Origin of the sequence: Nonomuraea recticatena, from assembly GCF_039533245.1 — a bacterium.
GTDB lineage: Bacteria > Actinomycetota > Actinomycetes > Streptosporangiales > Streptosporangiaceae > Nonomuraea > Nonomuraea roseola.
Map to the genome: position 1 here is coordinate 69,446 of NZ_BAAATE010000015.1, position 24,556 is coordinate 94,001.

A 24,556-nucleotide genomic window follows, 5' to 3' on the forward strand; every position below is an offset into this window, starting at 1 on the left:
CTCAGCAGATCCTGTAGGTGTAGAAGTTCTCGAAGCGCGACAGGTACATGTGCCCGTCGGGCCCCTTGAGCAGGATCGAGATCGGGCGGGCGATGAGGGTCAGCGCCATCGTCGCCCTGTCGATGCGGTAGGCCTTGCCCTGCGCCTTGCCGTACAGCCTGCCGTCGGAGCCGAGCTCGATGTTGGTGTCGAGCCAGACCTGGGTGGCGGTGGCCCACGGGTAGGTCTGGTGCTTGACCGAGCGCAGGGTCGCGCCAGTGGCGGGGTCGAGCTCGTAGAGGGCGTCGGGGGACAGGCCCCACAGCCTGCCGTCGCCGTCGAAGGTGATCGAGCCGAGCGCCAGGTCGCCCGGCACGGGCTTGGTCCGCCACTTCAGCGAGTCGGTGGCGATGTCGTAGGCGAAGGCGACGGCAGCGTCGTCCTGCGGGGTGCTGATGCCGCCGAAGGCGGAGGTCGTGCCGTAGACGACGCCGTCGCGGTAGGCCAGTCCGATGATGCTGTGGCCGGGGATGAGGTTGCGCCTGATGACGCTCCTGCCGGTGGCCGGGTCGTACAGGCCGAGCGCGCCGCCGACCGTGCCCGCCTTCGGGACGGTGCCGAACGCCAGCCAGTCGCCTGCCGAGATCATCGCGAAGGGGCGGTCCTGCTCGTGCTCGGCGAGGTTGAGCAGGGGCTTGGGCTCGCTGCCCGTCCACTCGTAGATCCTTGCCCACGGGTAGACGCCGAGGTAGAGCTTGCCCTGGTGGGTGACCATGCCCTCGCTCTGGCCGACGTTGGGCCAGAACTGCGACTGGCCGGTGCGGGGGTCGTAGGAGGCCAGCCCGCCGGTGAAGAAGCCGCCGCCGTAGACGCGGCCGTCGGGGCCGACGGCCATCGATCGGACGCTGACCGGCTGCCCCGTGAGGGTGCCCTCCAGCAGCTCGCCCTTGCCGCTCCTGCGGTCGTAGTGCCAGATCCGCCCGGTGGAGCCGGTGCCCACCAGCGTGTGGCCGATCCAGCCGAGGGGCCTGGCCGCGCCGCCGCCGTAGTCGGTGAACCCGGTCCTGGTGACGATCTGGCCCGATGTCAGGTCGTAGGCGACGAGCTCCTCGTTCTGGAAGAGGTAGACCTGGCGGCCGTGTCTGCCGCCGCCGACGGTGAGGCTGTCGACGTCCTCGACGACGTCCTTCCAGGCGCCGGTCTCCAGGTCGTAGACGCCCATCGGGTTGGTGTTGGTGGAGGTGGAGAACCTCACGAGCAGGTGGCGGCCGATGACGTCCACGTCGTAGGCGTAGCCGTGGCCCTCGATGGGCGGGTCGATGACGCGCAGGGTGGTGCCGTCCTGGCCGATGACGGCGACCTTCATGTTCTGCGCGCCGACGCCGGCGTAGACCGTGCCGTCCTCGGCGACGGCCAGGTCCCTGAGGTACTGCTCGCCGGGGACCGGGCTGCCCAGGTCGGTGATCTGGCCCGTCGCGGTGTCGTAGCGGACGAGCTTGCCGTTGGGCGAGGTTCCCGCGTAGACGGACCTGCCGTCGGGGGAGGCCGCGACGGTCCACACGAACGACTCGCCCTGCGCGGCCATGCCGAGCTCTCTGACCTGGTCGGCGGCGGGGTCGTAGCGGAACAGCCGGCCCATCGCGCCGGCCGTGGCGTTGTAGCTGCCGACGTAGACGGCGTGGTCGGGGGCGACGGTCACCGCCCATGAGCCGAGGGCGAGGGGGAGGGGGCGCTCGGCGATGAGGCTGCCGTCGCCCGCCTTCCTGATGCCGAGCATCGCGGGGCCCGAGGCGCTGGAGGTCACCGAGTAGACGCGAGGGCCGTCGGGGTGGGTCGCGTCGAGCGCGGTGCCCGCCGTGGTGGCGCCGGTGAGCGGCATCGTGCCGAGGTTCTTGAAACCGCACCCGGTGGGCGGTGCGGCGGAGGTTTCGGCCTGGGCCGGGACTGCGGGGGTGAGGGCGAGTAAGAGGGCCAGAGCCGCCGCCCGCCAAGATACGGTCATGGCCGTAATTCTGCCAGCTCCCTCCCTGCCACGGAAGCTCCCCTCTCCTCGAGGGGGCCGGGGTAACTCGCGCACTCCCGCGCAGGGAACGCTCACCCGTGTGTTCGGCGTCTCGCCGGTCGGCTTCGGGCCCCGGGCGGCGCTCGGCGAATTGAACTGCTTTCACCGCTTTTCGGGTGTGCGGGTGCCGGCGGGGGCAGAATGATCATATGACCGGGCCCAGGCGGATCATCGCGGTACGACACGGCCAGAGCGAGGCCAACCTCGCCTTCCAGGAGGCGATCGGCGTCCCGCTGTTCTACGAGCCTGGCGACGACGAGATCGCGCTGACCGCGCTGGGGCGCGCGCAGGCCGCGGCCCTGGGCAGGCACCTGGCGGCGCTTCCCCCGCAGGAGGCGCCTGAGGTCGTGTGGTGCTCGCCGTACCTGCGGGCCAAGGAGACCTGGAGGCTCGCCCAGCGGGCATGGGGCGCCCCCTCGCTTCCCGTCAGCGTCGACGCGCGGCTGCGCGACAGGGAGTGGGGCGAGCTGCGCTACTACAACCTGGCCGCGCTGGAGCAGCGCTTCCCCGACGAGGTGGCGCGGATGCTGGCCCAAGGGGAGTACGGCTACCGCCCGCCCGGCGGCGAGTCGTTCGGCGACGTGGCGGTCAGGCTAAGGGACTTCCTGGCCGACCTGGCCTCGAAGGCCGAGGGGCGGCGCGTGCTGATCGTCGCCCACGACTCGGTGGTGCTGGTCCTGCGCCACGTCATCGAGCAGGCGCACGACACCGACCTGGCGGCCGTCGACGTCCACGCCCCGATCAGGAACGCCTCGGTCTCGACGTGGGCCGCGCCGGACGGGCGCCTCGAGCTGGTGTCGTTCAACGAGGTCGGCCACCTCGACTGAACAGAGGGGTTGACCCACGAGGACACAGCATCAACACTCGTCTCCAAGTGAGCGTTAACAGTACGAAATGTTAGCGCTAACACACGTTCATCTAGGAGAAGCTCAGTGCTGACCGCGCACCTCACTCTGGATCCCGCCTTCCGGGTGGCCCCCGTGCACCGCCGCACCTTCGGCACCTTCGTCGAGCACCTCGGCCGCTGTGTCTACACGGGGATCTACGAGCCGACGCACCCGACCGCCGACCAGGACGGCTTCCGCCAGGACGTGCTCGACCTGACCAGGCAGCTGGGGGCGACGAGCGTCCGCTATCCCGGTGGCAACTTCGTCTCCGGCTACCGGTGGGAGGACGGCACGGGCCCGCGCGAGCAGCGTCCCACCAGGCTGGACCTCGCCTGGCACTCCACCGAGACCAACGAGTTCGGCCTGGACGAGTTCATGACCTGGTGCCGCAAGGCGGGCGTCGAGCCGATGATGGCGGTCAACCTCGGCACCAGGGGCATCGAGTCCGCCCTCGACCTGCTGGAGTACTGCAACATCGACGCGGGCACGCACCTGTCGGACCTGCGGGTCGCCAACGGCGCCAAGGAGCCGCACGCCGTCCGCATGTGGTGTCTCGGCAACGAGATGGACGGCCCCTGGCAGATCGGCCACAAGAGCGCCAGGGAGTACGGCAGGCTCGCCGCCGAGACCGGCAGGGCGATGCGCATGCTCGACCCTGGCCTCGAACTGGTGGCCTGCGGCAGCTCGGGCTCCAGCATGCCGACCTTCGGCGCGTGGGAGGCCACCGTGCTGGAGGAGACCTACGACGTCGTCGACTTCATCTCCTGTCACGCCTACTACGAGGAGCACGACGGCGATCTGGCCAGCTTCCTGGCCTCGGCCATGGACATGGACCACTTCATTGACTCCGTGGTGGCCACCGCCGACAGCGTCGGCGCCAGGCTCAAGAGCAAGAAGAAGATCAACATCTCCTTCGACGAGTGGAACGTCTGGTACCTGTCGCGCTACCAGAACGCCGAGCCCATGACCGGATGGCCGGTCGCCCCTCCGCTGCTCGAGGACCACTACCACCTGGCCGACGCGGTGACGCTCGGCGGTCTGCTGATCTCGTTGCTGCGCCACAGCGACCGCGTCACCTCCGCCTGCCTGGCCCAGCTCGTCAACGTGATCGCCCCGATCATGACCGAGCCGGGCGGGCGCGCGTGGAAGCAGACCACCTTCCACCCCTTCGCCCAGGCCGCCGCCCACGCCAAGGGCGACGTCCTGCGGGTCGAGACCACCTCGCCCGTCCACGAGACCAGCAGGTTCGGCGAGGTCGCCGCGCTGGACGCCGTCGCCACCCACGACGGCGAGTTCACCACCGTGTTCGCGGTCAACCGCTCGGTGGACCAGCCGCTGACCCTCACCGCCGACCTGCGCTCCCTCGGCGCGCTCCGGCTGGAGGAGGTCACCACTCTGTCGGGCCCCGACCCCTACGCCCGCAACAGCGCCGACACCCCTGACGCGGTGGCGCCGCGCGCCAACCCCGACGCCCGCCTGACCGACGGCAAGCTCGAGATCACGCTGCCCGCCGTCTCCTGGAACGTCATCCGCCTCGCCCGCCAGTGATCCCGCGCGTGCCGTCGAGGACGGCATCGGCCCCCTGCCTGGTGCCGTCCTCGGCGAACCACCGCTCCTCCGCCTCGAACCACGCCAGCCACCGCCGCTCCAGCTCGGGCCCGTCCCGCTCCAGCACCCTGGCCAGGCGCACGGGCCTCGGCGCCTCCACCCACACCCTGAAGGTCACCAGCGGGCTACGGCGGGCGGTCCCGACGCCCTCGATGACGAGCACGGGCGCGACGGGCACGCTCACGAGCTCGGCGTAGGCCCCGCGCGCCCAGTCGTAGCGGCGGAAGGCGCCCGCCCTGCCCGAGGAGAGGGGGCGCAGCACCTGCTCCTCCAGCGCGGTGAACCAGGGCCCAGGGCCCTCCTGCCACGGCACGGGGAAGTCGTCGCTGTGCACGACCTGCGCGCCGAGCGCCCGCCCCAGCCGCGCCGCGAACGTGGTCTTGCCCGAACCCGCCGGCCCGTCGACGGCGACCACCCTGGTCCCGCCGCAGGAGGGCGGCCGGTCCATGACGCGTTTCACCAGGTGGTCCACGCACCAGATCCTGCCACGCCGGAACGGGGACCTGACTGTCGAGTGGGGGCTCTCGCCTGAAAGGCTAGAAAGCCGTAGGCTCGGCGACCATCACAGGAGGTTGATCTTGCGCGGACCCCTCGGCGACATCGTCGTCCTCGACCTGTCCAGGGCCCTGGCCGGGCCGCACGCCGCCCAGATGCTCGGCGACCTGGGCGCCCAGGTGATCAAGGTCGAGCATCCGGGCGGTGGCGACGAGTCGCGAGGGTGGGGCCCGCCCTTCGTCGGCCCTGACCACGACATCTCCACCTACTTCCTGGCGGCCAACCGCAACAAGCAGTCCATCGCCGTCGACCTGAAGTCGGACGAGGGCAGACGGCTCGTCGAGCGGCTGGTACGGCAGAGCGACGTCCTGATCGAAAATTTCCGCACCGGCGTGCTCGACCGCCTGGGCTTCCCCGTCGAGCGGCTGCACGAGCTCAACCCGCGCCTGGTGATCCTGTCCATCACCGGCTTCGGCCACGACGGCCCCGAGGGCGGCAGGCCGGGCTACGACCAGATCGCCCAGGGCGAGGCGGGGCTCATGTCGCTCACGGGGCCCTCCAAGGACGAGCCGTACCGGGTGGGCGCCTCCATCGCCGACCTGCTGGCCGGCATCCACGGCGCCTACGGCGTGGTCGCCGCCCTCTACGCGCGCGAGCGCACCGGCAGGGGAGAGGTCGTGCGCACCTCCCTGCTGGCCGCGGTGGCGGGCGTGCACTCCTACCACGGCACGGCCTGGACGGTCGGCGGCACGGTCCCGGTCGCGGGCGGCAACCACCACGCCTCCATCGCCCCCTACGGCGCCTTCCGCTGCGCCGACGGCATGCTGCAGATCGCCGCCGCCAACGACGGCCAGTGGCGCAAGGTGGCCACCTTGCTGGACATCGACCCCGATGACGCGAAGTATGCGACGAACAGGCAGAGACTCGCGCACAGGGACGAGCTGATCGCACAGATGGAGAAGTCGCTCGCCCGTCGCGACAGGGAGGACTGGCTGACCGCGCTGGCCGACCTGGGCGTGCCCGCGGGCGCCATCCGCACGCTGGATGAGGTGTACACATGGGAGCAGACCCGTTCCCAGGGGCTGGTCGTGGAGGTGGAGCACCCCGTGCTCGGCACGATCGAGCTGCCGGGACCGCCCCTGCGCTTCGACGGCGCCCCGCAGGCGCGGCACACCGCCCCTCCGGCCCTCGGCCAGGACGGCGAGGCCGTGCTTTCGTGGTTGGCGGAACGGGAACGGTGATCCGCGCGTCAACATTGCAGCACTCGTCGACAGCAGGGGAGCAGTGGTGAGCCGGCCGGATGCGCGCACTCTCATCGAGACGGTCCTCGACAAGGGGTCGTGGAAGTCATGGGACACGCCGCCCGCCGACCCCGCCGTGTCCGGCTCCTCCTACGCCGACGAGCTGGCCGCCGCGCGCGCCAAGACCGGGTTCGACGAGTCGGTGATCACCGGTGAGGGCTTCCTCGGCGGTCGCAGGGTGGCCATCGTGGCCTGCGAGTTCGCCTTCATGGCCGGCTCCATCGGCGTCGCCGCGGCCGAGCGGCTGGTGCTGGCGGTCGAGCGCGCCACCCGCGAGAGGCTGCCGCTGCTGGCCTCGCCCGCCTCGGGAGGCACGCGCATGCAGGAGGGCGCGCTCGCCTTCGCGCAGATGGTCAAGATCACGGTCGCGGTGCAGCGGCACCGCGACGCGGGCCTGCCGTACATCGTCTACCTGCGCCATCCCACGACCGGCGGCGTCTTCGCCAGCTGGGGTTCGCTGGGCCATGTGACCGCGGCCGAGCCGGGCGCGCTGATCGGCTTCCTCGGGCCCAGGGTGTTCGAGTCGCTGCACGGCTACGCCTTCCCCGAGGGCGTCCAGGTGGCGGAGAACCTGTTCGCGCACGGCCTGGTCGACGCCGTCGTCTCGGCCGAGGACGCCCGCGAGGTGGCGATCAGGGCGCTGACCGTCCTCGCGGCCGAGAAGGAGGGCCTGGTCGCCGGGCAGGCGCCGGAGGAGGCGCTGCGCCCCGTCGAGGCGTGGGACGCCATCACCCGCTCGCGCCGCGACGACAGGCCGGGCATCAGGACCCTGCTCAAGCTCGCCGCCACCGATGTCACCCCGCTGAACGGCACCGGCGAGGGCGAGGCCGATCCAGGGCTGCTGCTCGCGCTGGCCAGGTTCGGCGCCGCGCCCGCCGTCGTGCTCGGCCAGGACCGGCGCAGGCAGCGCGCGATAGCTCCGCTCGGCCCCGCCGGGCTCCGGGTGGCCAGACGCGGCATGCGGCTGGCCGCCGAGCTGGGCCTCCCGCTCGTCACCGTGATCGACACGGCAGGGGCCGCGATGTCGAAAGCGGCGGAGGAGGGCGGTCTGGCCGCCGAGATCGCCCGCTCCCTCGCCGACCTCGTCATGCTCGACGCCCCGACCGTCTGCCTGCTGCTCGGCGAGGGCGCGGGCGGAGGGGCGCTGGCCCTGCTGCCGGCCGACAGGGTGCTGGCCGCCCAGCACGCCTGGCTGTCGCCGCTCCCGCCGGAGGGCGCCTCGGCGATCCTCTACCGCAGCGTGGACTTCGCCCCCGAGATCGCTCAGGCGCAGGGGGTGCGCGCCACCGACCTGCGGCGTGACGGCATCGTGGACAGGATCATCCCCGAGGAGCCCGACGCCGCCTACGAGCCGAGGGCCTTCTGCGAGCGGGTGGCCAGGGCGCTGGAGTTCGAGATCACGCGACTGCTGGAGACGCCGAAGGCGGACAGGTTGCCTGCCCGCCTCGCGCGCTACCGCTCTCTCGGGATCTAGTCCAGTCGCCAGAGCTCCTTGCCGGCGGCATCGTAGCCGATCACGAGAGCTCCCCCCTCGGCCTTCTTGGCCGGCGTGGAGAACAGCACGAGGCCGAGGCCCCACGGGTCGGGCGTGGTCGCCGCCGCGACCAGACGGGATCCGTCGTCGTAGACCATCTCGACCCGGGCCGTGCCCTTGATCGCGATGCCGGTGAAGATCTCGTCGCCGTAGGTGTAGGTGGCGTCCTCGAAGTCCCGCATCTCGACGGTGAACTGCTGCCCATCCCGCCACATGATCAGGCAGCCGTCCTGGTGGGTGACGGTGACCCCGCCCGCCAGCGTGGCGGCCCTGCCGACCGGAGGGGAGACCGAGCAGCCTGAGGGCGCCTCGCCGCCGATCGCCATGCCGAGTTCACCCCTGGCGTCGCGCAGGTCGAACGTCTCCGTACCGCCCGGGTAGGGGACGGTCCAGATCTTCAGCGGCGCGCCCGCGGGGGCGTGGATCGTCCCCTTGGTCTCGGACTTCTGCGCCGTCACCTGGGTGATGCCGGTCCCCGCCACACCGATCGCGATCGTGCCGAGGTCGGGCAGGCGGCGGGCGTAGTGGGTGGCGACCGGCTCGAAGGCGTCGCAGGTGGTCTTCTTGCCGGGCATCGAGCGGCACAGACCGTCCCAGGTTCTGCCGTCGGCGAGCGTCACCTTGCTGAACCACACCTTCGCCTCCCCGAGGGTGACGACCTCGCCGATCGGCGGGTGCGGGTCCCAGGCCGGCTTGTCGGCGGGGTGGTCCTCGCGCCACAGCTCCTTGCCGCCGGAATCGTAGCCGACGAGGGTGAAGCCCTCCAGGTAGAGGTCGCCGGAGACGGGCTCCTCACCGGCGAACAGCCGTACGCCGAACTTCCACGGGTCCTGCTTGACCGCCGCCCTGAGCACCTTGCCGTCCTTGCGGACCAGCTCGACCTTCGCGGTGGCCGGGCGGGCGATGCCGAACCAGCGACCCCCGTTGACCTGCAGGTCGACGTCCATCGGCTTGCCGCCCATGTTGCGCAACAGCTCCTTGGCGCTGTGGTTCAGCCCCAGCTCGCGGCCGTCGAGGCTCCAGATGAGCGTCCTGTCGGGCGTCTTGTAAGGCCGCACGCTCAGCCCGGCGACCTTCGTCGCGTCGCCCGCGGGCTCGCCCTGCTCGGCCTCAGGCGGCATCGCGAAGGGTCTGGCCACCCGCGACAGGAGCCTGCCGTCGGTGGCGGTGAACTCGTAGGCGGTGACCTGGTCCGTGTCAGGGAAGTCGACCGTCCAGATCTTGAAGGGTGCGCCAGAAGGCCGGTGGACGGCTCCGGCGACGCGCGTCCCCTTCTTGGTCACCGCCGTCACCGTGGCGACGTCCAGGCGTGCGGCGCCGTAGTCGAGCACGTTCTCGCGCGGAGGGACGGACTGCGTCGTCCCCTCGAACCAGCCGACGCTCTCCATCGCCTGGGCCCCGACGTCGCCGCCGCACACGGTGTGGGGGGCTTCGCCTGCGTACTGCACGGCCCGGCAGAAGACGAGCAGACCCTTATGGTCGGTGGCGAACCAGAGCCGCATCGGCCGGTTCTCGGCCGGGTTGTCGATGACCAGCGCCTGGCCGACGGGGGCCGGCTCGGGTGGCGGTCCCGTCATCACCTGACCCCCCTGGAACCCGCCGAGCAGGACGGGCACGAGCAGGGCGACCAGCGCGACGGGCAGCGCGACCAGGACCACTCCCCACCGGCGCAGCGGCCCGCGCCTGCGCTCCTGCACGCGCAGCCAGGCGGTCGGGCTGGTCTCGTAGGTCTGGGCCCTGGCGTCGAGGGCGGCGCGCAGGCGCTCTTCGAGGTCGTTCACAGCTTCTCCCTCAGGGCGGCGAGGCCGCGGCTGGCGTGTGTCTTCACCGAGCCGGGCGTCACGCCCATGGCCTCGGCGATCTCTCGTTCGGACAGGTCGAGCCAGTAGCGCAGGATCAGCGCCTCGCGCTGACGGCGCGGCAGCGCGTCGAGGGCGGCCAGCAGCTCGCGGTGCTCCTCCGCCACCAGGACGGCGTGCTCGCTGCTGCGGGCGTGCTCGGGCGGCTCGGGACGGCGCAGCCGCGTGATGCGCAGGTGCCGCAGCCGGTTGCGGGTCAGGTTGCAGACGGTCGAGCGCAGGTAGCCGAGTGCGGCCCCCTCGTCACGCAGGCGGCGGGTGTGCAGCCTGGCGAACGCCTCCTGGGCGATGTCCTCGGGGTCGTCCGCGCCCAGCAGACCCGCCAGCCGTACGAGCGACCCGTAGTGGGCGGCGAACAGCTCCGCGTGGCCCGGGGGCGCGGGCGTCATGGTGGGTGTTTCCATCACGTCTGAGAGACCCCTGAAGGGGCGGCCGGTTGACGGCGGCGCCGAGATTCTTCTACGTGACGGGCAGGCGCTCGACCCTGATCGAGAAGACCTCTTCGCGTGGCACGACGACCTCGTAGGCGCCGTGGTCGACCATCCAGTAGCCGAGGGCCTCGGCCTTCATGCCGCTGTGGCCGGTGTAGGCGATGTGCAGGCCGTCGTCGTCCTCGTCGAGGATGACGCACGGCTCGCCGCCGAAGGCGCCGACCGTGCGCACCAGCACGAGCCACTCCAGGTCGGAGCGGTCCACGGTGCGCCGCCAGTAGCCGGAGGCGGCCTCGAAGCCCTCGAGCTCCTCCTCGCTGAACAGCACGACCTCGTCGCTGTCGGGGCCGATCGCCGCCGGATGGGTGTGTCCCCTGTGGCGGGCGACGAACCCCGAGGCCACGGGAACGATCTCGTCGCTCATGCGGAGGGCCGCCAGGTGAGCCCGTCGTAGAGGGCGAAGGGCCGCTCGCCCCTGTCGCTCACGTGCACGATCTCGGCCCCCGCGGGGATCGGCATCGGCGCGGTGTGGAACTGGGGGACCACGTGCTCGCGCGAGGTGGTGAACCCGTTCCCCGCGAACGGCGGCGCGTCGCTCCAATCGCCGCCCATGTGCGGCCCGTACGGCACCGCGTAGGTGTCGACGTCTCGTGCGTACCACCGCATGACGTACAGCTCGGGCACCTCCGCGCTCAGCTCCGATCCTTCGAACGACAGGTCGAGCCCCAGGAACAGGGTGCGCGGCGTGGTCAGCCGCGCGCAGTCCTGGACTCTGTAGACGTAGCCGGAGATGACCGTGCGCTTGCCCGAGAGGTAGGGCACGAGCAGCCGAGGCGGCACCACCTTCTGCATCTGCGTCCTACGCTCGTTCACGACACCACTTTACGATCTCTTGGCCTACAGCACTCTGTGTTCGAGGCAGGGCAGGGCCGCGCGAGCCGAAGCGGTCGCCTCGGGATCGACCTCGACCACCTGCACGGCGGGTCCGCTACCCAGGTCGGCGCGGACCACGCCCAGCGGGTCGACCAGCATGCTGCGCCCGATGCCGAATCCGTCGCCCGACTCGGAGGGGTTGGGCGCCTGGCCGACGGCGGCCGTCCACATCGTGTTCTCCAGTGCCCTGGCGCGCACCAGCGTGATCCAGTGGTCCTCCTTGAGCGGGCCCGAACCCCAGGCGGCGATCACCGCGAACAGGTCGGCTCCCCTGTCGACCAGCGCCCTGGCCAGCTCGGGGAAGCGGATGTCGTAGCAGGTGAGCAGGCCGATCCTGAGCCCGGCCAGCTCGACCACGGTCGGCTCGGAGCCCGGGGCGACCAGCTCTGACTCGCGGAAGCCGAAGGAGTCGAACAGGTGGATCTTCCTGTAGGCGGCCACGACCGCGCCCGAGGCGTCGATCGCGACGGCGGTGTTGTGGACCTTGCCCTCGGCGGGCTCGAACACCCCTGCGATCACCGCGACGCCGTGCTCGCGGGCCGCCGCGGCCAGACCGGTGACGAAGGGCCCGTCGAGCGGCTCGGCCAGGTCGCTGACGCTCCTGCCGAACCTGGTCAGGGTGGCCTCGGGGAAGATCGCCAGGTCGGCGCCCTGCGCCCTGGCCAGGGCCTCCGTGGCCCGCTTGAGGTTGGCGGCGGGATCGGGGGAGACCGGCAGCTGGCACAGGGCGATTCTCGTCACGCCTCCGAGACTATGCCCGCATGGAACCGGGCGGCCAGATCACCCGGACGGGCTTGCCCGCGGCGGCCCGCCGCACCTACGACCTGCTGCTCGGCAAGGCGGGGCCAGGTCGTCCTGCTGCCCTTCGAGGAGGCGGGTGTGCCCGCCTACCTCGCCGCCGCCAGCCGCGTGCCAGCATCATCCGCATCCAGCGCACGTCCTTCCGCTACTCGTGTATCCGGGGGCGGGGGCGCCGTCAACGGTCAGAAGAGACGAGCCTGTTACCTACCGGCTTCCACCAGGTGAGCGCCCGCCACGCCCACTCGAGCGGGCCGTACCTGAACCTGGACAGCCACCACCAGCTGAACAGCAGCTGCGCCAGCAGCGTCACCCCCGTCACCGCCAGCACCGGCCAGCGGGTGGGGCCGGTCAGCACGATGACCACGGTGCCGGTGACGTAGTTGGTCAGCGCCATCCTGCCCAGGGGCTCCAGCCAGCGCGGCCGCAGGTACAGGATCGCGGTGGAGTAGGCCGCCGCCCCCGCCAGCCCGGCGACCACGTAGATCCACCACTGCCCGGCGATCGGATAGAGCCACGTGAACACCGCCGAGACGGCCGCGGACACCCCGAAGCCCGGCAGCAGCCAGCGACGCCCTGGCCGCCACTCCATCAGCGTCATGCCGATCAGGAAGAGCCCAGGGATGATCAGGATCCCGCCGCCCATCCACGTGCCCCACCCGAGCGCCGCGACGCCGAGCACCAGGATCGGCCATCCGGCCGACAGGAACGAGACGGGTAGCAGCACACCGAGCCCGAACAGCGCGTAGTCGGTCAGCACCTCGCCCTCGTACCAGGTGTGCTGGATCAGCCCGAACAGCAGCAGCCACAGCAGCCTGCGCAGCAGCACCCATCGGGAGGCGCCGCGCAGCACCAGCACGAAGCTGATGCCGAACAGCAGCGAGAAGATCGGGTAGAAGCGGCCCTGGAAGAAGGTCTCGACCCACCACTCGCCCTTGGGCCCCTCGTGGTGCTGCCAGGTGTTGACCAGCATGATCCCGCACACCGCGAAGCCGCGGAGCGCGTCGAGCTCTCTGATGCGCGTCAAAGGAACCAGGACCACCACCATACGAGGAACCCCGCCGCGACGGTCGCGGCCAGGCTGTTGGGGATTGTACGGGCGCGAGCCAGCGCCGCGACGGTGAGCACCGCCGAACCCGCCGCGATCCACCCGTACAACTCCAGCACGCGCGGCACCCCCACGGCCAGCGCCGTCTCGTTCACCTTCGTCAGCCCCCACACCGCGTCGGCGGCCAGGCCGGTGAACGCCAGGCCCGTCAGGCCCGCGAAGGCGGTCAGCGCCCTGCCCCTGATCGCGCCCGTGACCAGCTGGGCCAGGCTGGCCAGCACGAACAGCGCCGGCGGCGCGGCCAGCCACGGAGCGGTCATCGCCTGGTAGGGGGCGCCTGTGACGTGCAGGTCGCCGGGCCGCACGGGGGGAAGGCCGCGCACGGAGGGGTCGCAGGGCTGCTTCCAGCCCTCGGGATCGGCCATGAAGGCGGCGATGGTGCGTGCGCCGCACCGGTCGGAGAGGAACACCGCGTGTCCCACCCCCGCGAACTCGACGAAGCGGGCGTGAGGCAGCCGCTCGGCGGCGGGTCTGGCGGTCCTCGGGGGCGTGGTGGGGTCGTACTGTCCTGCCAGCACCAGGACGGGCGCCTTCGTGCTCGCCTTCGTCGGCTTCGAGGCCGGCAGCCGCCACTCCGCGCACACCGCCCTGTCCACGTTCACCGTGAACAGGCGCGACCTGTCGGGGAAGGTGGCCTCGTCCTGGCACTGGACGGCGTGGTAGAGCCCGAACTCGTGGGAGGCCAGGCCGGGGCCCGTCTGGTCGGCCAGCGGGCGCAGCAGCTCGTCGTGCCCCTGGGCGAGCGCGCCGACCAGCGCGGGGGCCGCGGCGATCACGCTCGTGTCGTGCAGCCCCTCGGCCAGCACGGTCGCCACGTCGTCGCCCGTCAGCCTGGCGGTGAACGCCCTGCCGGTCAGCGGGTCGGTGGTCGGCACCAGGGCGGGGTCGTCGTTGAGCCGCCCGGTCATCACCTCGAAATCCTCGTCGATGCCGAGCGCGGCCACCGTGTCGTCCAGGTTGCGGTCGGCGTCGCCGTACCAGGAGACGTCCTGCGGCAGGAAGGAGTCGAGCACGACGGCGGCGGTCCCGCCGGGGTCGGCGGCGGCCGCGTCCACCATCACCCTGGTGGAGTAGCTGACGCCGAACAGGTTCCACTTCTCGAAGCCGAGCGCCTTGCGCAGGTCCACGACGTCGGCGGCGATCTCCTTGGTGGTGTACCCGCGCAGGTCGACGCCCGCCTCCTGGTGGCGCCTGCGGCAGTCGCGCGCGCCCCTGGCCACGTCGGCGCCGGGGGCGCGCAGCCGGTCGAGCATCGCCGCCACGGTCTCGGGGCAGCCGAGGGTGGGCTTGGAGAACCTGCTGCCGCGCTGTTCGACGGTCACGACGTCGCGGTCGGGAAAGAGCGCCGCCAGGTAGCCGGTGAGCTGGATGGAGGCCGAGCCGGGGCCGCCGCTCATGTAGACCACCGGATCGCCCGAGGGGGCGTCCGACCGGTGGACGGCGTAGCCCACCCTGATCGTCGTGCCGGGGGCGTCGCGGCGCTCGGGCACCACCAGGAAGCCGCACCGTGTTCCCTCGGGCATCGCGACGGGACACGCCCTGGCCTCCAGGGGGACGGGAGCGGCGGTCAGAGGGCCGGACACGAGCGTGAGGGCGAGGACGACCCGGGTGATCACCCCTCGAGACTAATAGTCTGGCTCTGTGAGCGATCCCCTTGTTTCCCGCATGCGACGGTTCGGGACCACCATCTTCGCCGAGATGAGCGCGCTGGCCGTCAGGACCGGGTCGATCAATCTGGGGCAGGGCTTCCCCGACACCGACGGCCCCGCCTCGATGCTCGACCGCGCGGTGGAGGCCATCAGGTCGGGCGTCAACCAGTACCCGCCGGGGCCGGGCCTGCCGCAGCTGCGGCAGGCGGTGTCGGAGCACAGGAGGCTGCACTACGGTCTCGACTACGACCCCGACGGCGAGGTGCTGGTCACCGTGGGGGCGACCGAGGCCATCGCGGCGACGGTGCTGGCCCTGTGCGAGCAGGGTGACGAGGTGATCGCCTTCGAGCCCTACTACGACTCCTACGCCGCCTCCATCGCGCTGGCCGGCGCGAGGCTGGCCGCGGTCACGTTGCGCCCGAAGCAGGGCCGTTTCACCTTCGACCCCGACGAGCTGCGCGCCGCCGTCACACCGCGCACCAGGGCGATCCTCGTCAACTCCCCGCACAACCCGACGGGCACGGTCTTCACCCCCGGGGAACTGGCCGTCATCGCCGAGGTGTGCCAGGAGCGCGACCTGATCGCGATCACCGACGAGGTCTACGAGCACCTAACCTTCGACGGCGTCGCGCACGTCCCGCTCGCCACGCTGCCCGGCATGCGTGAGAGGACCGTGATGATCTCCTCCGCGGGCAAGACGTTCTCCGTCACGGGCTGGAAGACGGGCTGGGTGTGCGCGCCGCCCGAGCTGACGCGGGCGGCGCAGACGGTCAAACAGTTCCTCACCTTCACCGTGGGCGGGCCCTGGCAGCTGGCCGTGGCGCACGGCCTGCGCGAGGAGCTGGGCTGGGTGGCCGAGCTGCGGGCGGCGCTGCAGAGCAAGCGCGACAGGCTCATGAGCGGGTTGTCGGGCGCGGGCTTCGAGGTGCTGAAGCCGTCGGGCACCTACTTCGTGCAGACCGACATCAGGCCGCTGGGCTTCACCGACGGGCTCGAGCTGACCAGGCGCCTGCCCGAGCTGGCAGGCGTGGTGGCCATCCCGACGCAGGTCTTCTACGACCACCCCGAGCGCGGAAGGCACTTCGTCAGGTTCGCCTTCTGCAAGAAGGACGAGGTCATCGACGAGGCGGTGACCAGGCTCAAGCGACTCGGCTAATACTGGTATACCGTTACGCTGCATGGAGATCCTGGTGGTCAACCCCAACCGCGTCGACGGCTGCACCCGCCTGATCCACGCGGCGGCCCGCGCCGCCGCCGCGCCGGGCACCACCGTCACCACGCTCGCGCCGGGGCGCGGCCCCTTCGAGCTGACGGGGCAGTCGGAGGTGCTGTTCAGCGCGGTCGGCGTGCTGGAGGTCATCGCGCGCACGCCCGCCGACGCCGTGGTCATGGCGGGCTTCGGCGAGCCTGGCAAGGAGGCCGCGCAGGAGCTGACCGCCGCGCCCGTGCTCGACATCACCGAGTGCGGCCCGCTGCTGGCCCGCACGCTCGGAGCCTCCTACACGATCGTCACCTCCACCGCCGCGGCGGTGCCGATCGTCGAGGACCGCCTCAGGGCGCTGCGTCTCGACGCGGCCTGCGCCGCCGTACTGGCCTCGGGGCAGAGCGTGCCCGACCTGGTCGAGCGGCGGGAGCGGGCGCTGGAGGCGGTGGCGGGCGTCGCGGCGCTGGCCGCGACCGAGGTCGTCGTGCTGGGCTGCGGCGGCATGGCGGGCATGGCCGCCGACGTCGCGTCGGCCACGGGGCGCGTCGTCGTGGACGGCGTGAGCGCAGCGGTCAAGCTGGCCGAGTCGCTGGGCGTGCTGGGCCTGGCCCCCGCCAGGGCGCCTCGCCCGCCGGTCACCGGCTGGCCGTTCGGCGACTGATCCGGAGGGAGGCCGGCGCGCGGGGACGCCTCAGGAGATCACCTTCACCGGCAGCTTCCGCTGCCTGACCGCCCCTCGCACCGCCTTGGCCAGCTGCGCGTACTCCGCCGCCCGCGCCGAGCTCGCCCTGTAGGCCAGGCCGATCGTCCGCCCCGGCGCGGGATGGGCGAAGCGGCGCAGCGCCAGCCGTACCCTCTTGCCCGTCTCCACCGGCACCGCCGACTCCGGCAGCAGGGTCACCCCGAGCCCGCCCGCCACCAGTTGCACCAGCGTCGGCAGACTGGTGGCGTAGGTGGTCGCGGTGGCCCGCGCCCCCACCTCCCTGCACACGTCTATCGCCTGCTCGCGCAGGCAGTGGCCCTGGTTGAGCAGCACGATGTCGAGACCCTTCAGCGCCGACCTGCTCAGCGGCGCGTCGTCGGCGGCCAGGGGGTGCCCCTCGGGCAGCGCCAGCAGGAAGTCCTCGTCGTAGAGCGGCTCCTCCACCAGCCCGCTCGTCTCGGTCGGCAGCGCCAGCAGCACCAGGTCGAGCCTGCCCTCGCGCACCTCCTCCACGATCGTCTCGGTCTTGGCCTCGTGCACCGTCAGCTTCAGGTGAGGGAAGCGTCTGGCGAACATCGGCAGCAGCGCGGGCAGCACGTACGGCGCGACGGTCGGGATCACCCCGAGGTGCGCGGGCCCGCTGAACGGCTCGCGGTTCCTGTCGACCTCGCCGATGAGGTCGTCGACCGCGGCGAGGACCCTGGTCGCGTGCACGGCCACCCGCTCGCCCGCAGGGGTGAGCAGCACCCTGCGGGTGGTCCGCTCCAGCAGCTGGGTGTCGAGGATCTCCTCCAGCGCGGAGACCGACGCCGACAGCGCCGGCTGGCTCATCCGCAGCGCCGTGGCCGCCTCCCTGAAGTGGAGATGGTCGGCTACGGCGAGGAATGCGCGCAGCTGAGCGAGGGTGGGCGAGGGCTCACTGATAGGAATCACCTCTCAGATTCGTCCGACTGCTCGATTTCTCGGATCAATGCTAGGTGAGGCACCCTGAAGCCCTGACAACGACGTCTTACTCAAGGAGATATTCACGTGCTCACCGTTGGTGACAAGTTCCCCGAGTACGAACTCACCGCCTGTGTCGACCTCGACCCCGACAAGGCGTTCGCGGAGATCAACCACAAGTCCTACGAGGGCAAGTGGCGCGTGGTGTTCTTCTGGCCGAAGGACTTCACCTTCGTGTGTCCCACCGAGATCGCCGAGTTCGGCCGGCTCAACGAGGACTTCGCCGACCGCGACGCCCAGGTGCTCGGTGTCTCCGTCGACTCGGAGTACGTCCACCACGCCTGGCGCAAGGACCACGAGGACCTGCGCGACCTGCCCTTCCCGATGCTGAGCGACATCAAGCGCGAGCTGTCGTCGGCGCTCGGCGTCCTCGGCGAGGACGGCGTCGCCCAGCGCGCCACCTTCATCGTGGACCCCAACAACGAGATCCAGTTCGCCATGGTCACCGCGGGCTCGGTCGGCCGCAACGTCAAGGAGGTCCTGCGGGTCCTCGACGCGCTGCAGTCCGACGAGCTGTGCCCGTGCAACTGGAACAAGGGCGAGAAGGGCCTCGACGCGAAGGCGCTGCTGGGCGCATGAGCGAGCGAAGCGAGCGCAGGGAACACAGCCATCTGATGCTTGTGCGACCGACGAAGGAGGGCGCATGAGCATCGACAACCTGAAGGCCGCTCTGCCCGACTACGCCAAGGACACCAAGCTCAACCTGGGCTCGGTCACGACGACGTCGTCGCTGACCGACCAGCAGCTGTGGGGCGCGGCGCTGGCGTGCGCGATGGCCACCAGGTCGGCGCAGGTCATCGCCGAGGTCGCGGGCGAGGCCGCCGGCAACCTGTCGGCCGAGGCGTTCAAGGCCGCCAAGGCCGCCGCCTCGATCATGGCGATGAACAACGTCTACTACCGGGCCACGCACCTCATCGGCGACGAGCAGTACAGCACGATGCCGGCCAAGCTCCGCATGACCGTCATCGGCAACCCCGGCGTCGACAAGGTCGACTTCGAGCTGTGGTGCCTCGCGGTCTCGGCGGTCAACGGCTGCGGCCGCTGCCTGGAGTCGCACGAGCAGGTGCTGCGCGGCGCGGGCATGCCGCGCGAGCAGATCCAGGAGGCGCTGCGGATCGCCGCGGTGATCAACGCGACGGCCGCGACCCTCGAGGCCGAGGCCGCCCTCGTCACGGTCTGACCTCCACCAGAAGCACGACGGGCGCTCCCTTGCCCAAGGGAGCGCCCTTTCGCGTCTCCGCACGCGCTCCCAGGTGGGAGGATCCAGGTGTGGAAGAGGTACGGCTGCGCGACAGGCACGCCACCAGGCTGCGCATCATGGAGGCGGCCAGAGAGCTGTTCGCCGAACACGGCTACGACCAGGTGACGATGCGCCTCATCGCGGCGAGGGCGGAGGCGAACCTCTCGCTGATCAACCGCTACTTCGGCAGCAAGCGTGACCTGTTCGCCGAGGTGATCGCCGAACAGGGCCGCTTCCCCGGCGTGTTCGACGAGGCGGGCGGCGACCTGCCGAGGGCGCTGGCAGAGTACGTCGCCGACCGGCTGACCTCGCCGGGCGACAGCGTGCTGGTGGCCACGCTGGCGCGTTCCACGCCGACCTCGGAGATCCAGGAGATCATCCGCGAGCGCATCCGCACCGCGATACTCGAGCCGCTGAGCGACCGGCTGCCGGGCGACGACGCCGAGATGCGCGCCTCCCTCGCCACCGCCCTCATCATGGGCAGCGCCCAGTTGCGCAGGGTCTTCGGCCCGGCCGGCGAGTGGCGGCGTGAGGCGGTCGTCGACCGTCTCACGCGGGTCTTCCGCGCCTGCCTCGGCTGAGCTATTCCAGGAACCGCCCGACGGCCGCCCAGAACTCCTCGGGCGCGTCGGCGTGGATCAGGTGCCCCACGCCGATGGTGACCAGCTTCGCGCCGGGAATGAGGTCGGCCAGCGGCTCGGCGATGACATGGCTGGCGGGTCCGCCTGCCAGCACCAGCGTGGGAGCCGTGACGCGCTTCAGCCCCTCGGCCCACGCGGGGTCGGGGGAGACGATCTGACGCTCGGTCTCGACCATCATGGGGGAGTCGTCCTCCAGCGCGGGCCGCTCGTGCGGCACCGGCGCGGGCGGGTCCTCCAGCACCAGCAGCGAGACCCGCTCGGGGTGGTTCATGGCCAGGTGGTAGGCGACCACGCCGCCGAGGGAGTGGCCGATCAGGATGGCCTGGTCCACGCCGAGCGCGCCGAGCAGGGCCACGACGTCCTCGGCCATGTCGGGCAGTTCGTAGCGGTCGGGGCGCTCGCTGGCGCCGTGTCCCCGCAGGTCGGGCGCGATCACGTGGAAACGTTCGGCGAAGCGGCGGATGAACGGGTTCCAGTTGTTGTGGTCGGCGGTGCGCCCGTGCAGCAGGACCAGCGTGGGGGCCGCGGGGTCGCCCTCCTCCCTGTAGGAGAGGTCGACGCCGTTGACGTGTGCGGTGCGAATCACGTCCGTGAGGCTACCTTTGTCCCGAGATGACCGTCGGACGGCGTCCGCCATGCCGTCCCTCACATCATGGGCAAAGGTTGCCAATGAACGCCTTGTCCAGCGTGGGTAGCGTCGCGAGGGTGGGTGAACGGGTACTCGTCGCGCTGGGTGGCAACGCCATGACAGGTCCTGACGGCAGCGCCTCGCCGCAGGCTCAGCTGAACGCGATCGAGGCGGCGATGCGGCAGGTCAGGGCGCTGATAGACGCCGGGCACCAGGTGGTGCTCACCCACGGCAACGGGCCGCAGGTGGGCAACCTGCTGCTGAAGAACCAGCTCGCTGCCGCCGTCGTGCCGCCCGTGCCGCTCGACTGGTGCGGCGCGCAGACACAGGCCACGATCGGCACGCTGATCCTCAACGCGCTCGGCCGCCCCGCCGCCACGGTCGTCACCCGCACGCTGGTCGACGCGGGCGACCCCGCGTTCGCCGATCCGGTCAAGCCGATCGGACGCTACTTCACCGAGGCGGAGGCGCGCAGGTTCGAAAAGCTCGGCCAGAGCTGGCGGCGCTTCGAACGCGGCTGGCGGCGCGTGGTCGCCTCACCCGAGCCGCTGGAGATCCTCGACGCGCCCGCCGCGACCGCGCTGATGGCCGCGGGCTTCACGGTGGTGGCCGCGGGCGGCGGCGGGGTCCCCGTGGTGCGGCAGCGGGACGGCTCGCTGACGGGCGTGGAGGCGGTCGTCGACAAGGACCTCGCGGCGGCGGTGCTGGCGCGGGCCGTCGGGGCGCGGATCCTGGTCATCGCGACCGACGTGCCGCAGGCCGTCGTCGGCTACGGCGGGCGGGACCCGAGGCCGATCGGTCAGATCTCCGCCGGTGAGCTGCGTGTCCTGCACGCCGCTGGGCACTTCGCCGGGGGGAGCATGGGACCGAAGGTGGAGGCGGTCCTGCGGTTCGTCGCGGCAGGCGGCGAGCGGGCCGTGATCACCTCGCTGGAGCACATCGCCGATCCAGGCGCAGGAACGAGAGTGGAGAGATAGATGCCCGAACCGATCGAAGTGCGCAAGGTCGCCATCGAGAGCGTGACCGACGCCTCAGGGCTCGAGAAGCTCATCGACGACGGGGTGATCGAGGCGCACCGGGTGCTCGCGGTGGTCGGCAAGACCGAGGGCAACGGCGGCGTCAACGACTACACCCGCATCCTGGCCGACACCGCCTTCCGCGGGGTGCTGGCCAGGAAGGGCCATCCCGCGCCCGAGAGCGTGCCGCTGGTGTGGTCGGGCGGCACCGACGGCGTGCTGAGCCCGCACGCCACGATCTTCGCCACCACCGCCGACGCCCCCGCCTCCGACGAGCCCAGGATCTCGGTCGGCGTGGCCATGAGCGAGGTGATCCTGCCCGAGGACATCGGCCGCCCCGCCATGGTGGAGAAGGTCGCCGCGGGCGTGCGAGAGGCGATGAAGGTCGCCGGCATCGACGACCCGCGCGACGTCCACTACGTGCAGACCAAGACCCCGCTGCTCACCCTGGCCACCATCACCGACGCCAAGAGCAGGGGCAAGGACACCGCCATCGAGGAGACCGGCCCCTCCATGGACCTGTCGAACTCCACCACCGCCCTCGGCGTCGCCGTCGCCCTCGGCGAGATCGAGATGCCCTCGGCCGACCAGATCCACCGCGACCTGTCGCTCTACAGCAGCGTCGCCTCCTGCTCCAGCGGCGTCGAGCTGGACCGCGCCCAGATCGTCGTCGTCGGCAACGTCAGAGGCATCGGCGGGCGCTACCGCATCGGGCACAGCGTCATGAAGGACGCCCTCGACGCCGACGGCATCTGGGAGGCCATCCGCGACTCGGGCCTGGAGCTTCCCGAGCGTCCGCACCACTCCGACCTCGGCGGACGCCTGGTCAACGTGTTCATGAAGTGCGAGGCCGACCCCTCGGGACGGGTGCGGGGACGGCGCAACATCATGCTCGACGACTCCGACGTGCACTGGCACCGTCAGATCAAGGCCACCGTCGGCGGCGTGGCCGCCTCCGTCACGGGCGATCCCGCCGTGTTCGTCTCCGTGGCCGCCGTCCACCAGGGGCCCTCGGGCGGTGGTCCTGTGGCCGCCATCGCCGACCTGTCCTGACCTCAGGCCAGGCCGTCACGGCGCGCACGGGCGCGGCCACCGCGCTTCATCGGTGGCCGCCCGTCCTGCACGCCCCCGGCGCGGCCGCGGCCGGGCGCCGTCATGTCTCGAGGTGCTCCACGTTGGCCACGTCGGCGGGGTCCGTGCTGGCCGTGCCCGCGAACCACGCGTCGAGGATCTCCTTCAGCAGCGGCTCGGAGACCACACGCAGGCTCAGCGCCAGCACGTTCGCGTCGTTCCACCTGCGCGCGCCGTCGGCGGTGTAGCCGTCGGCGCACAGCGCGGCGCGCACGCCCCGCACCTTGTTGGCCGCGATGGAGGCGCCCGTGCCCGTCCAGCAGCACACGACAGCCTGCTCTGCCCTGCCCTCGGCCACGTCGCGCGCCGCCGCCTCGCAGGCCCAGGCCCAGTCGTCGCGCTCGGCCTCGTTCAGCGCGCCGTGCGTCACCACCTCGTGCCCCCGCTCGCGCAGCTCGCCGACGATCCGCGCGGCCACGCCGTCGAGGCTGTCGGCGGCCACCGCGATCCGCATGGCTCAGTCGACCTCCGCGCTCCCGTTGACCCGCAGCTTGCGGCGGGCGCGCTCGTAGAAGGTCGTCGTGCCCAGCCGTACGACCCAGGAGGCGCCCAGCACGGCGGTCACGTTCAGCCGGTCGCCGGGGGCCAGCGTGCCCATCACCGCGCCGTCCACCTCGACGGCCAGCGTGCCGCTGGTCGGTAGCAGCTCCAGTGTGACCTCCTCGTCGGCCGACAGCATGACCGCCCTGTTGAACGACGAGTGCGCCGCGGCGGGCACCACCAGGAACCCCTCGACCAGCGGCGAGACGATCGGGCCTCCCGCGGAGAAGCTGTAGGCCGTCGAGCCCGTCGAGGTCGCCATGATGACCGCGTCGGCCGCGTAACGCACGAACGGATGGCCCTGCACGGCCACCGACACCGCCGCGATGCCGTCGCCGGGCACCCGCACCAGCGCGATGTCGTTGAACGCGGTTACCTCCTGGCCGTCGCCCAGCGCCGCGCGCACCGCCATGCGCGGCTCCACGGTGTAGCGGTGCTCGTCGATCGCCGACAGCGCCTCGGGCAGCTCGTCGACGTCGATCTCGGCGAGGAAGCCGAGCTTGCCCAGGTTCACGCCGAGGATGGGCGTCTTGAGCCCCGCGATGAGCCGCATGGTGCGCAGCATCGTGCCGTCGCCGCCGAGGCTGACGAGCAGGTCGGCGCGCTCGCACAGGACCTCGGGCTCCACCGCGACGGCGCTGCAGTGGATGCGGTCCACCTCGTCGGGCAGGCCCAGCACCGTGACGCCTCTGGCGGTGGCCCACGAGACGATCGTCTCGATCGCCGTCTCGGAGTCACGCCGAGGATGCAACACCAGCCCAACGGTACCGATCATGCCCATACCGACCACTCTACTGAGACGGGAGAACCTGACGCCGCTCAGAGGGCCAGGGGTCCCAGGTCGTGGACGATCTCGGCGAAGTCGCGGATGAGGCCGGTCTCCGCGGCCGAGCGCCAGACGAGAGCCCAGCGGGCGGGGGCGGCGTCGTGGATGGGCACGAAGGCGATGTCGGGCCGCGCGGCGTAGCGCGTGCCGTGAGCGTGCACGGGTGACACGGCCTCGCCGCTGGACAGGATGGGAAGCATCTCGCTCCAGCTGGTGGCCGTCGGCCCGACCCTGATCGGGCGCCCTCCAGGCGTACGGGTGGGGACGAGCGCCTCGCGCCAGTAGCCGGGAGAGGCGCCGCCCATCACCGTCTGGTCGCCGAGATCTTCGAGGGAGACCGACTCCCTGGCGGCCAGCGGGTGGGCCGCCGACATGGCGAGCACGACGGGCTCGGTGAAGACGACGGGGCCGACGGTCAGGTCGCGCTCCTCGACGGGCAGCCACACGATCGCCAGGTCGTCCTCGCCCGTGCGCAGCCGGCCGAAGGGGTTGCCGAAGTCGAGGTGGCGGTGGCGCACGTCGCAGCCGGGGTGGCGGGTCGCGAACGCGTCGAAGTAGGGGCGCAGCTCCTGGAAGTTGTAACCGATCATGCCGACGCGCATGACGTCGGTCTTGCCTCGGGCGGCGAGTTTGGCGCGCTCCATGCTCTCGTGCAGGCCTCGCCGTACGGGCTCGAGGTCCTCGAAGAGCTGCCTGCCGATGGCGGTCAGCGTCACCTTGCGGCTGGAGCGCTCGAACAGCTCGGCGCCGATGAGGCGCTCCTGCTTCTTGATCGCCTGGCTGACCCGGCCCTGCGTGAGACGCAGCCGCTCGGCGGTCCTTCCGAAGTGCAGCTCCTCGGCCAGGGTCAGGAAGATCTCGAGGTCTCTGAGCTCCACCTCGGCCCTTTCGTGGTCATTAGTCCGGGTAATGGGATCGTAGCGAGACTCGGCGTTGTTCCCCGCGCCCCGCCCTCCCACCATTGAGGCACCTGAAAAAGCC

25 protein-coding genes are annotated in these 24,556 nt (G+C 71.5%); 11 read left to right on the top strand and 14 right to left on the bottom strand.

The annotated features are described in order from the left end of the window. Position 1: 1 nt before the first annotated feature. On the bottom strand, positions 2-1,981 hold the full coding sequence (locus tag ABFX50_RS26785; RefSeq protein ID WP_346150099.1) for a ligand-binding sensor domain-containing protein: 1,980 nt from the start codon (positions 1,979-1,981) through the stop codon (positions 2-4). A 209-nt stretch (positions 1,982-2,190) separates the two neighbouring features. Between ABFX50_RS26785 and ABFX50_RS26790 the strand changes: the two genes are divergently transcribed. Next, entirely contained in the window at positions 2,191-2,868 is a 678-nt protein-coding gene (locus tag ABFX50_RS26790; RefSeq protein ID WP_346150100.1) for a histidine phosphatase family protein, read from the top strand. A 105-nt stretch (positions 2,869-2,973) separates the two neighbouring features. Then, positions 2,974-4,476 carry an arabinosylfuranosidase ArfA gene (gene arfA / locus ABFX50_RS26795; protein ID WP_346150101.1) on the top strand — a complete coding sequence of 501 codons (1,503 nt, stop codon included), beginning with the start codon at positions 2,974-2,976 and terminating at the stop codon, positions 4,474-4,476. Here arfA and ABFX50_RS26800 read toward each other — a convergent pair. Next, complete coding sequence (locus tag ABFX50_RS26800) at positions 4,454-5,008, bottom strand: uridine kinase family protein (RefSeq protein WP_346150102.1); 555 nt, start codon at positions 5,006-5,008, stop codon at positions 4,454-4,456. The genes arfA and ABFX50_RS26800 overlap by 23 nt on opposite strands. A 106-nt stretch (positions 5,009-5,114) precedes the next feature. On the opposite strand from ABFX50_RS26800, the gene ABFX50_RS26805 reads away from it, so the two are divergent. Together ABFX50_RS26805 and ABFX50_RS26810 are read left to right on the top strand one after the other, a co-directional pair. After that, on the top strand, positions 5,115-6,272 hold the full coding sequence (locus ABFX50_RS26805; protein ID WP_346150103.1) for a CaiB/BaiF CoA transferase family protein: 1,158 nt from the start codon (positions 5,115-5,117) through the stop codon (positions 6,270-6,272). A 43-nt stretch (positions 6,273-6,315) separates the two neighbouring features. Next, positions 6,316-7,806, top strand: a complete 1,491-nt coding sequence (locus ABFX50_RS26810; RefSeq protein WP_346150104.1) for a carboxyl transferase domain-containing protein — start codon at positions 6,316-6,318, stop codon at positions 7,804-7,806. Here the strand turns inward: ABFX50_RS26810 and ABFX50_RS26815 are convergent. The 7 genes from ABFX50_RS26815 to ABFX50_RS26845 all read right to left on the bottom strand — a co-directional run bounded on the left by ABFX50_RS26815 (position 7,803) and on the right by ABFX50_RS26845 (position 14,611). Continuing rightward, complete coding sequence (locus tag ABFX50_RS26815) at positions 7,803-9,647, bottom strand: hypothetical protein (RefSeq protein ID WP_346150105.1); 1,845 nt, start codon at positions 9,645-9,647, stop codon at positions 7,803-7,805. The two genes, ABFX50_RS26810 and ABFX50_RS26815, sit on opposite strands and share 4 nt — an antisense overlap. Continuing rightward, entirely contained in the window at positions 9,644-10,114 is a 471-nt protein-coding gene (locus ABFX50_RS26820) for a SigE family RNA polymerase sigma factor (protein WP_346150106.1), read from the bottom strand. Before ABFX50_RS26820 ends, ABFX50_RS26815 begins: the two co-directional genes overlap by 4 nt. A 70-nt stretch (positions 10,115-10,184) precedes the next feature. Continuing rightward, positions 10,185-10,580 carry a hypothetical protein gene (locus ABFX50_RS26825; RefSeq protein WP_183645986.1) on the bottom strand — a complete coding sequence of 132 codons (396 nt, stop codon included), beginning with the start codon at positions 10,578-10,580 and terminating at the stop codon, positions 10,185-10,187. After that, positions 10,577-11,029 carry a hypothetical protein gene (locus tag ABFX50_RS26830; protein ID WP_312895476.1) on the bottom strand — a complete coding sequence of 151 codons (453 nt, stop codon included), beginning with the start codon at positions 11,027-11,029 and terminating at the stop codon, positions 10,577-10,579. The genes ABFX50_RS26825 and ABFX50_RS26830 overlap by 4 nt, the downstream gene beginning before the upstream one ends. A 24-nt stretch (positions 11,030-11,053) precedes the next feature. Then, entirely contained in the window at positions 11,054-11,830 is a 777-nt protein-coding gene (locus tag ABFX50_RS26835) for a carbon-nitrogen hydrolase family protein (RefSeq protein ID WP_346150107.1), read from the bottom strand. A 235-nt stretch (positions 11,831-12,065) separates the two neighbouring features. Next, positions 12,066-12,914 carry a DUF418 domain-containing protein gene (locus tag ABFX50_RS26840; RefSeq protein WP_346150108.1) on the bottom strand — a complete coding sequence of 283 codons (849 nt, stop codon included), beginning with the start codon at positions 12,912-12,914 and terminating at the stop codon, positions 12,066-12,068. Further along, a complete protein-coding gene (locus tag ABFX50_RS26845; protein WP_346150109.1) occupies positions 12,911-14,611 on the bottom strand; it encodes an alpha/beta fold hydrolase in 1,701 nt (566 codons plus the stop codon). Before ABFX50_RS26845 ends, ABFX50_RS26840 begins: the two co-directional genes overlap by 4 nt. A 25-nt stretch (positions 14,612-14,636) precedes the next feature. Between ABFX50_RS26845 and ABFX50_RS26850 the strand changes: the two genes are divergently transcribed. Then, positions 14,637-15,800 (top strand): pyridoxal phosphate-dependent aminotransferase, encoded by a 1,164-nt coding sequence (locus tag ABFX50_RS26850; protein ID WP_346150110.1) that lies wholly within the window; start codon positions 14,637-14,639, stop codon positions 15,798-15,800. Positions 15,801-15,822: 22 nt separating this feature from the next. Continuing rightward, positions 15,823-16,509 carry an aspartate/glutamate racemase family protein gene (locus ABFX50_RS26855; protein ID WP_346150111.1) on the top strand — a complete coding sequence of 229 codons (687 nt, stop codon included), beginning with the start codon at positions 15,823-15,825 and terminating at the stop codon, positions 16,507-16,509. A 30-nt stretch (positions 16,510-16,539) separates the two neighbouring features. Here ABFX50_RS26855 and ABFX50_RS26860 read toward each other — a convergent pair whose 3' ends face one another. Further along, complete coding sequence (locus ABFX50_RS26860; RefSeq protein ID WP_346150112.1) at positions 16,540-17,484, bottom strand: LysR substrate-binding domain-containing protein; 945 nt, start codon at positions 17,482-17,484, stop codon at positions 16,540-16,542. A 96-nt stretch (positions 17,485-17,580) separates the two neighbouring features. On the opposite strand from ABFX50_RS26860, the gene ABFX50_RS26865 reads away from it, so the two are divergent. The 3 genes from ABFX50_RS26865 (at position 17,581) to ABFX50_RS26875 (ending at position 19,374) form a co-directional block, all read left to right on the top strand. Then, the gene (locus ABFX50_RS26865) at positions 17,581-18,132 is read left to right on the top strand and encodes a peroxiredoxin (protein ID WP_312895475.1); all 552 of its coding nucleotides are present in this window, start codon (positions 17,581-17,583) and stop codon (positions 18,130-18,132) included. A gap of 64 nt (positions 18,133-18,196) precedes the next feature. Further along, positions 18,197-18,733 carry an alkylhydroperoxidase, AhpD family gene (gene ahpD / locus ABFX50_RS26870; RefSeq protein WP_183645969.1) on the top strand — a complete coding sequence of 179 codons (537 nt, stop codon included), beginning with the start codon at positions 18,197-18,199 and terminating at the stop codon, positions 18,731-18,733. Positions 18,734-18,822: 89 nt separating this feature from the next. Beyond that, a complete protein-coding gene (locus tag ABFX50_RS26875) occupies positions 18,823-19,374 on the top strand; it encodes a TetR/AcrR family transcriptional regulator (protein WP_346150113.1) in 552 nt (183 codons plus the stop codon). Position 19,375: 1 nt separating this feature from the next. Here the strand turns inward: ABFX50_RS26875 and ABFX50_RS26880 are convergent, their stop codons facing one another. Further along, positions 19,376-20,020, bottom strand: coding sequence for an alpha/beta fold hydrolase (locus ABFX50_RS26880; RefSeq protein WP_346150114.1), 645 nt, complete (start codon positions 20,018-20,020; stop codon positions 19,376-19,378). Positions 20,021-20,139: 119 nt separating this feature from the next. Here ABFX50_RS26880 and ABFX50_RS26885 point away from each other — a divergent pair, with 119 nt between their 5' ends. Next, positions 20,140-21,039 (top strand): carbamate kinase, encoded by a 900-nt coding sequence (locus ABFX50_RS26885; RefSeq protein ID WP_346150115.1) that lies wholly within the window; start codon positions 20,140-20,142, stop codon positions 21,037-21,039. Continuing rightward, complete coding sequence (gene bar, locus ABFX50_RS26890) at positions 21,040-22,131, top strand: barbiturase (protein ID WP_346150116.1); 1,092 nt, start codon at positions 21,040-21,042, stop codon at positions 22,129-22,131. Positions 22,132-22,231: 100 nt separating this feature from the next. Here bar and ABFX50_RS26895 read toward each other — a convergent pair whose 3' ends face one another. The 3 genes from ABFX50_RS26895 to ABFX50_RS26905 form a co-directional block, all read right to left on the bottom strand. Continuing rightward, positions 22,232-22,663, bottom strand: a complete 432-nt coding sequence (locus ABFX50_RS26895) for an RpiB/LacA/LacB family sugar-phosphate isomerase (RefSeq protein ID WP_346150117.1) — start codon at positions 22,661-22,663, stop codon at positions 22,232-22,234. Positions 22,664-22,666: 3 nt separating this feature from the next. Then, complete coding sequence (locus ABFX50_RS26900; RefSeq protein ID WP_346150118.1) at positions 22,667-23,503, bottom strand: NAD(+)/NADH kinase; 837 nt, start codon at positions 23,501-23,503, stop codon at positions 22,667-22,669. Positions 23,504-23,568: 65 nt separating this feature from the next. After that, on the bottom strand, positions 23,569-24,453 hold the full coding sequence (locus ABFX50_RS26905) for a LysR family transcriptional regulator (RefSeq protein ID WP_346150119.1): 885 nt from the start codon (positions 24,451-24,453) through the stop codon (positions 23,569-23,571). Between the last annotated feature and the right edge of the window lie 103 nt (positions 24,454-24,556).

Excerpts from the sequence above, each read along its gene's own strand:
- ABFX50_RS26785 (WP_346150099.1), bottom strand. The coding sequence starts at position 1,981 with ATGACCGTATCTTGGCGGGCGGCGGCTCTGGCCCTCTTACTCGCCCTC.
- ABFX50_RS26790 (WP_346150100.1), top strand. The coding sequence starts at position 2,191 with ATGACCGGGCCCAGGCGGATCATCGCGGTACGACACGGCCAGAGCGAG.
- ABFX50_RS26820 (WP_346150106.1), bottom strand. The coding sequence starts at position 10,114 with ATGACGCCCGCGCCCCCGGGCCACGCGGAGCTGTTCGCCGCCCACTAC.
- ABFX50_RS26825 (WP_183645986.1), bottom strand. The coding sequence starts at position 10,580 with ATGAGCGACGAGATCGTTCCCGTGGCCTCGGGGTTCGTCGCCCGCCAC.
- ABFX50_RS26855 (WP_346150111.1), top strand. The coding sequence starts at position 15,823 with ATGGAGATCCTGGTGGTCAACCCCAACCGCGTCGACGGCTGCACCCGC.
- ahpD (WP_183645969.1), top strand. The coding sequence starts at position 18,197 with ATGAGCATCGACAACCTGAAGGCCGCTCTGCCCGACTACGCCAAGGAC.
- bar (WP_346150116.1), top strand. The coding sequence starts at position 21,040 with ATGCCCGAACCGATCGAAGTGCGCAAGGTCGCCATCGAGAGCGTGACC.
- ABFX50_RS26895 (WP_346150117.1), bottom strand. The coding sequence starts at position 22,663 with ATGCGGATCGCGGTGGCCGCCGACAGCCTCGACGGCGTGGCCGCGCGG.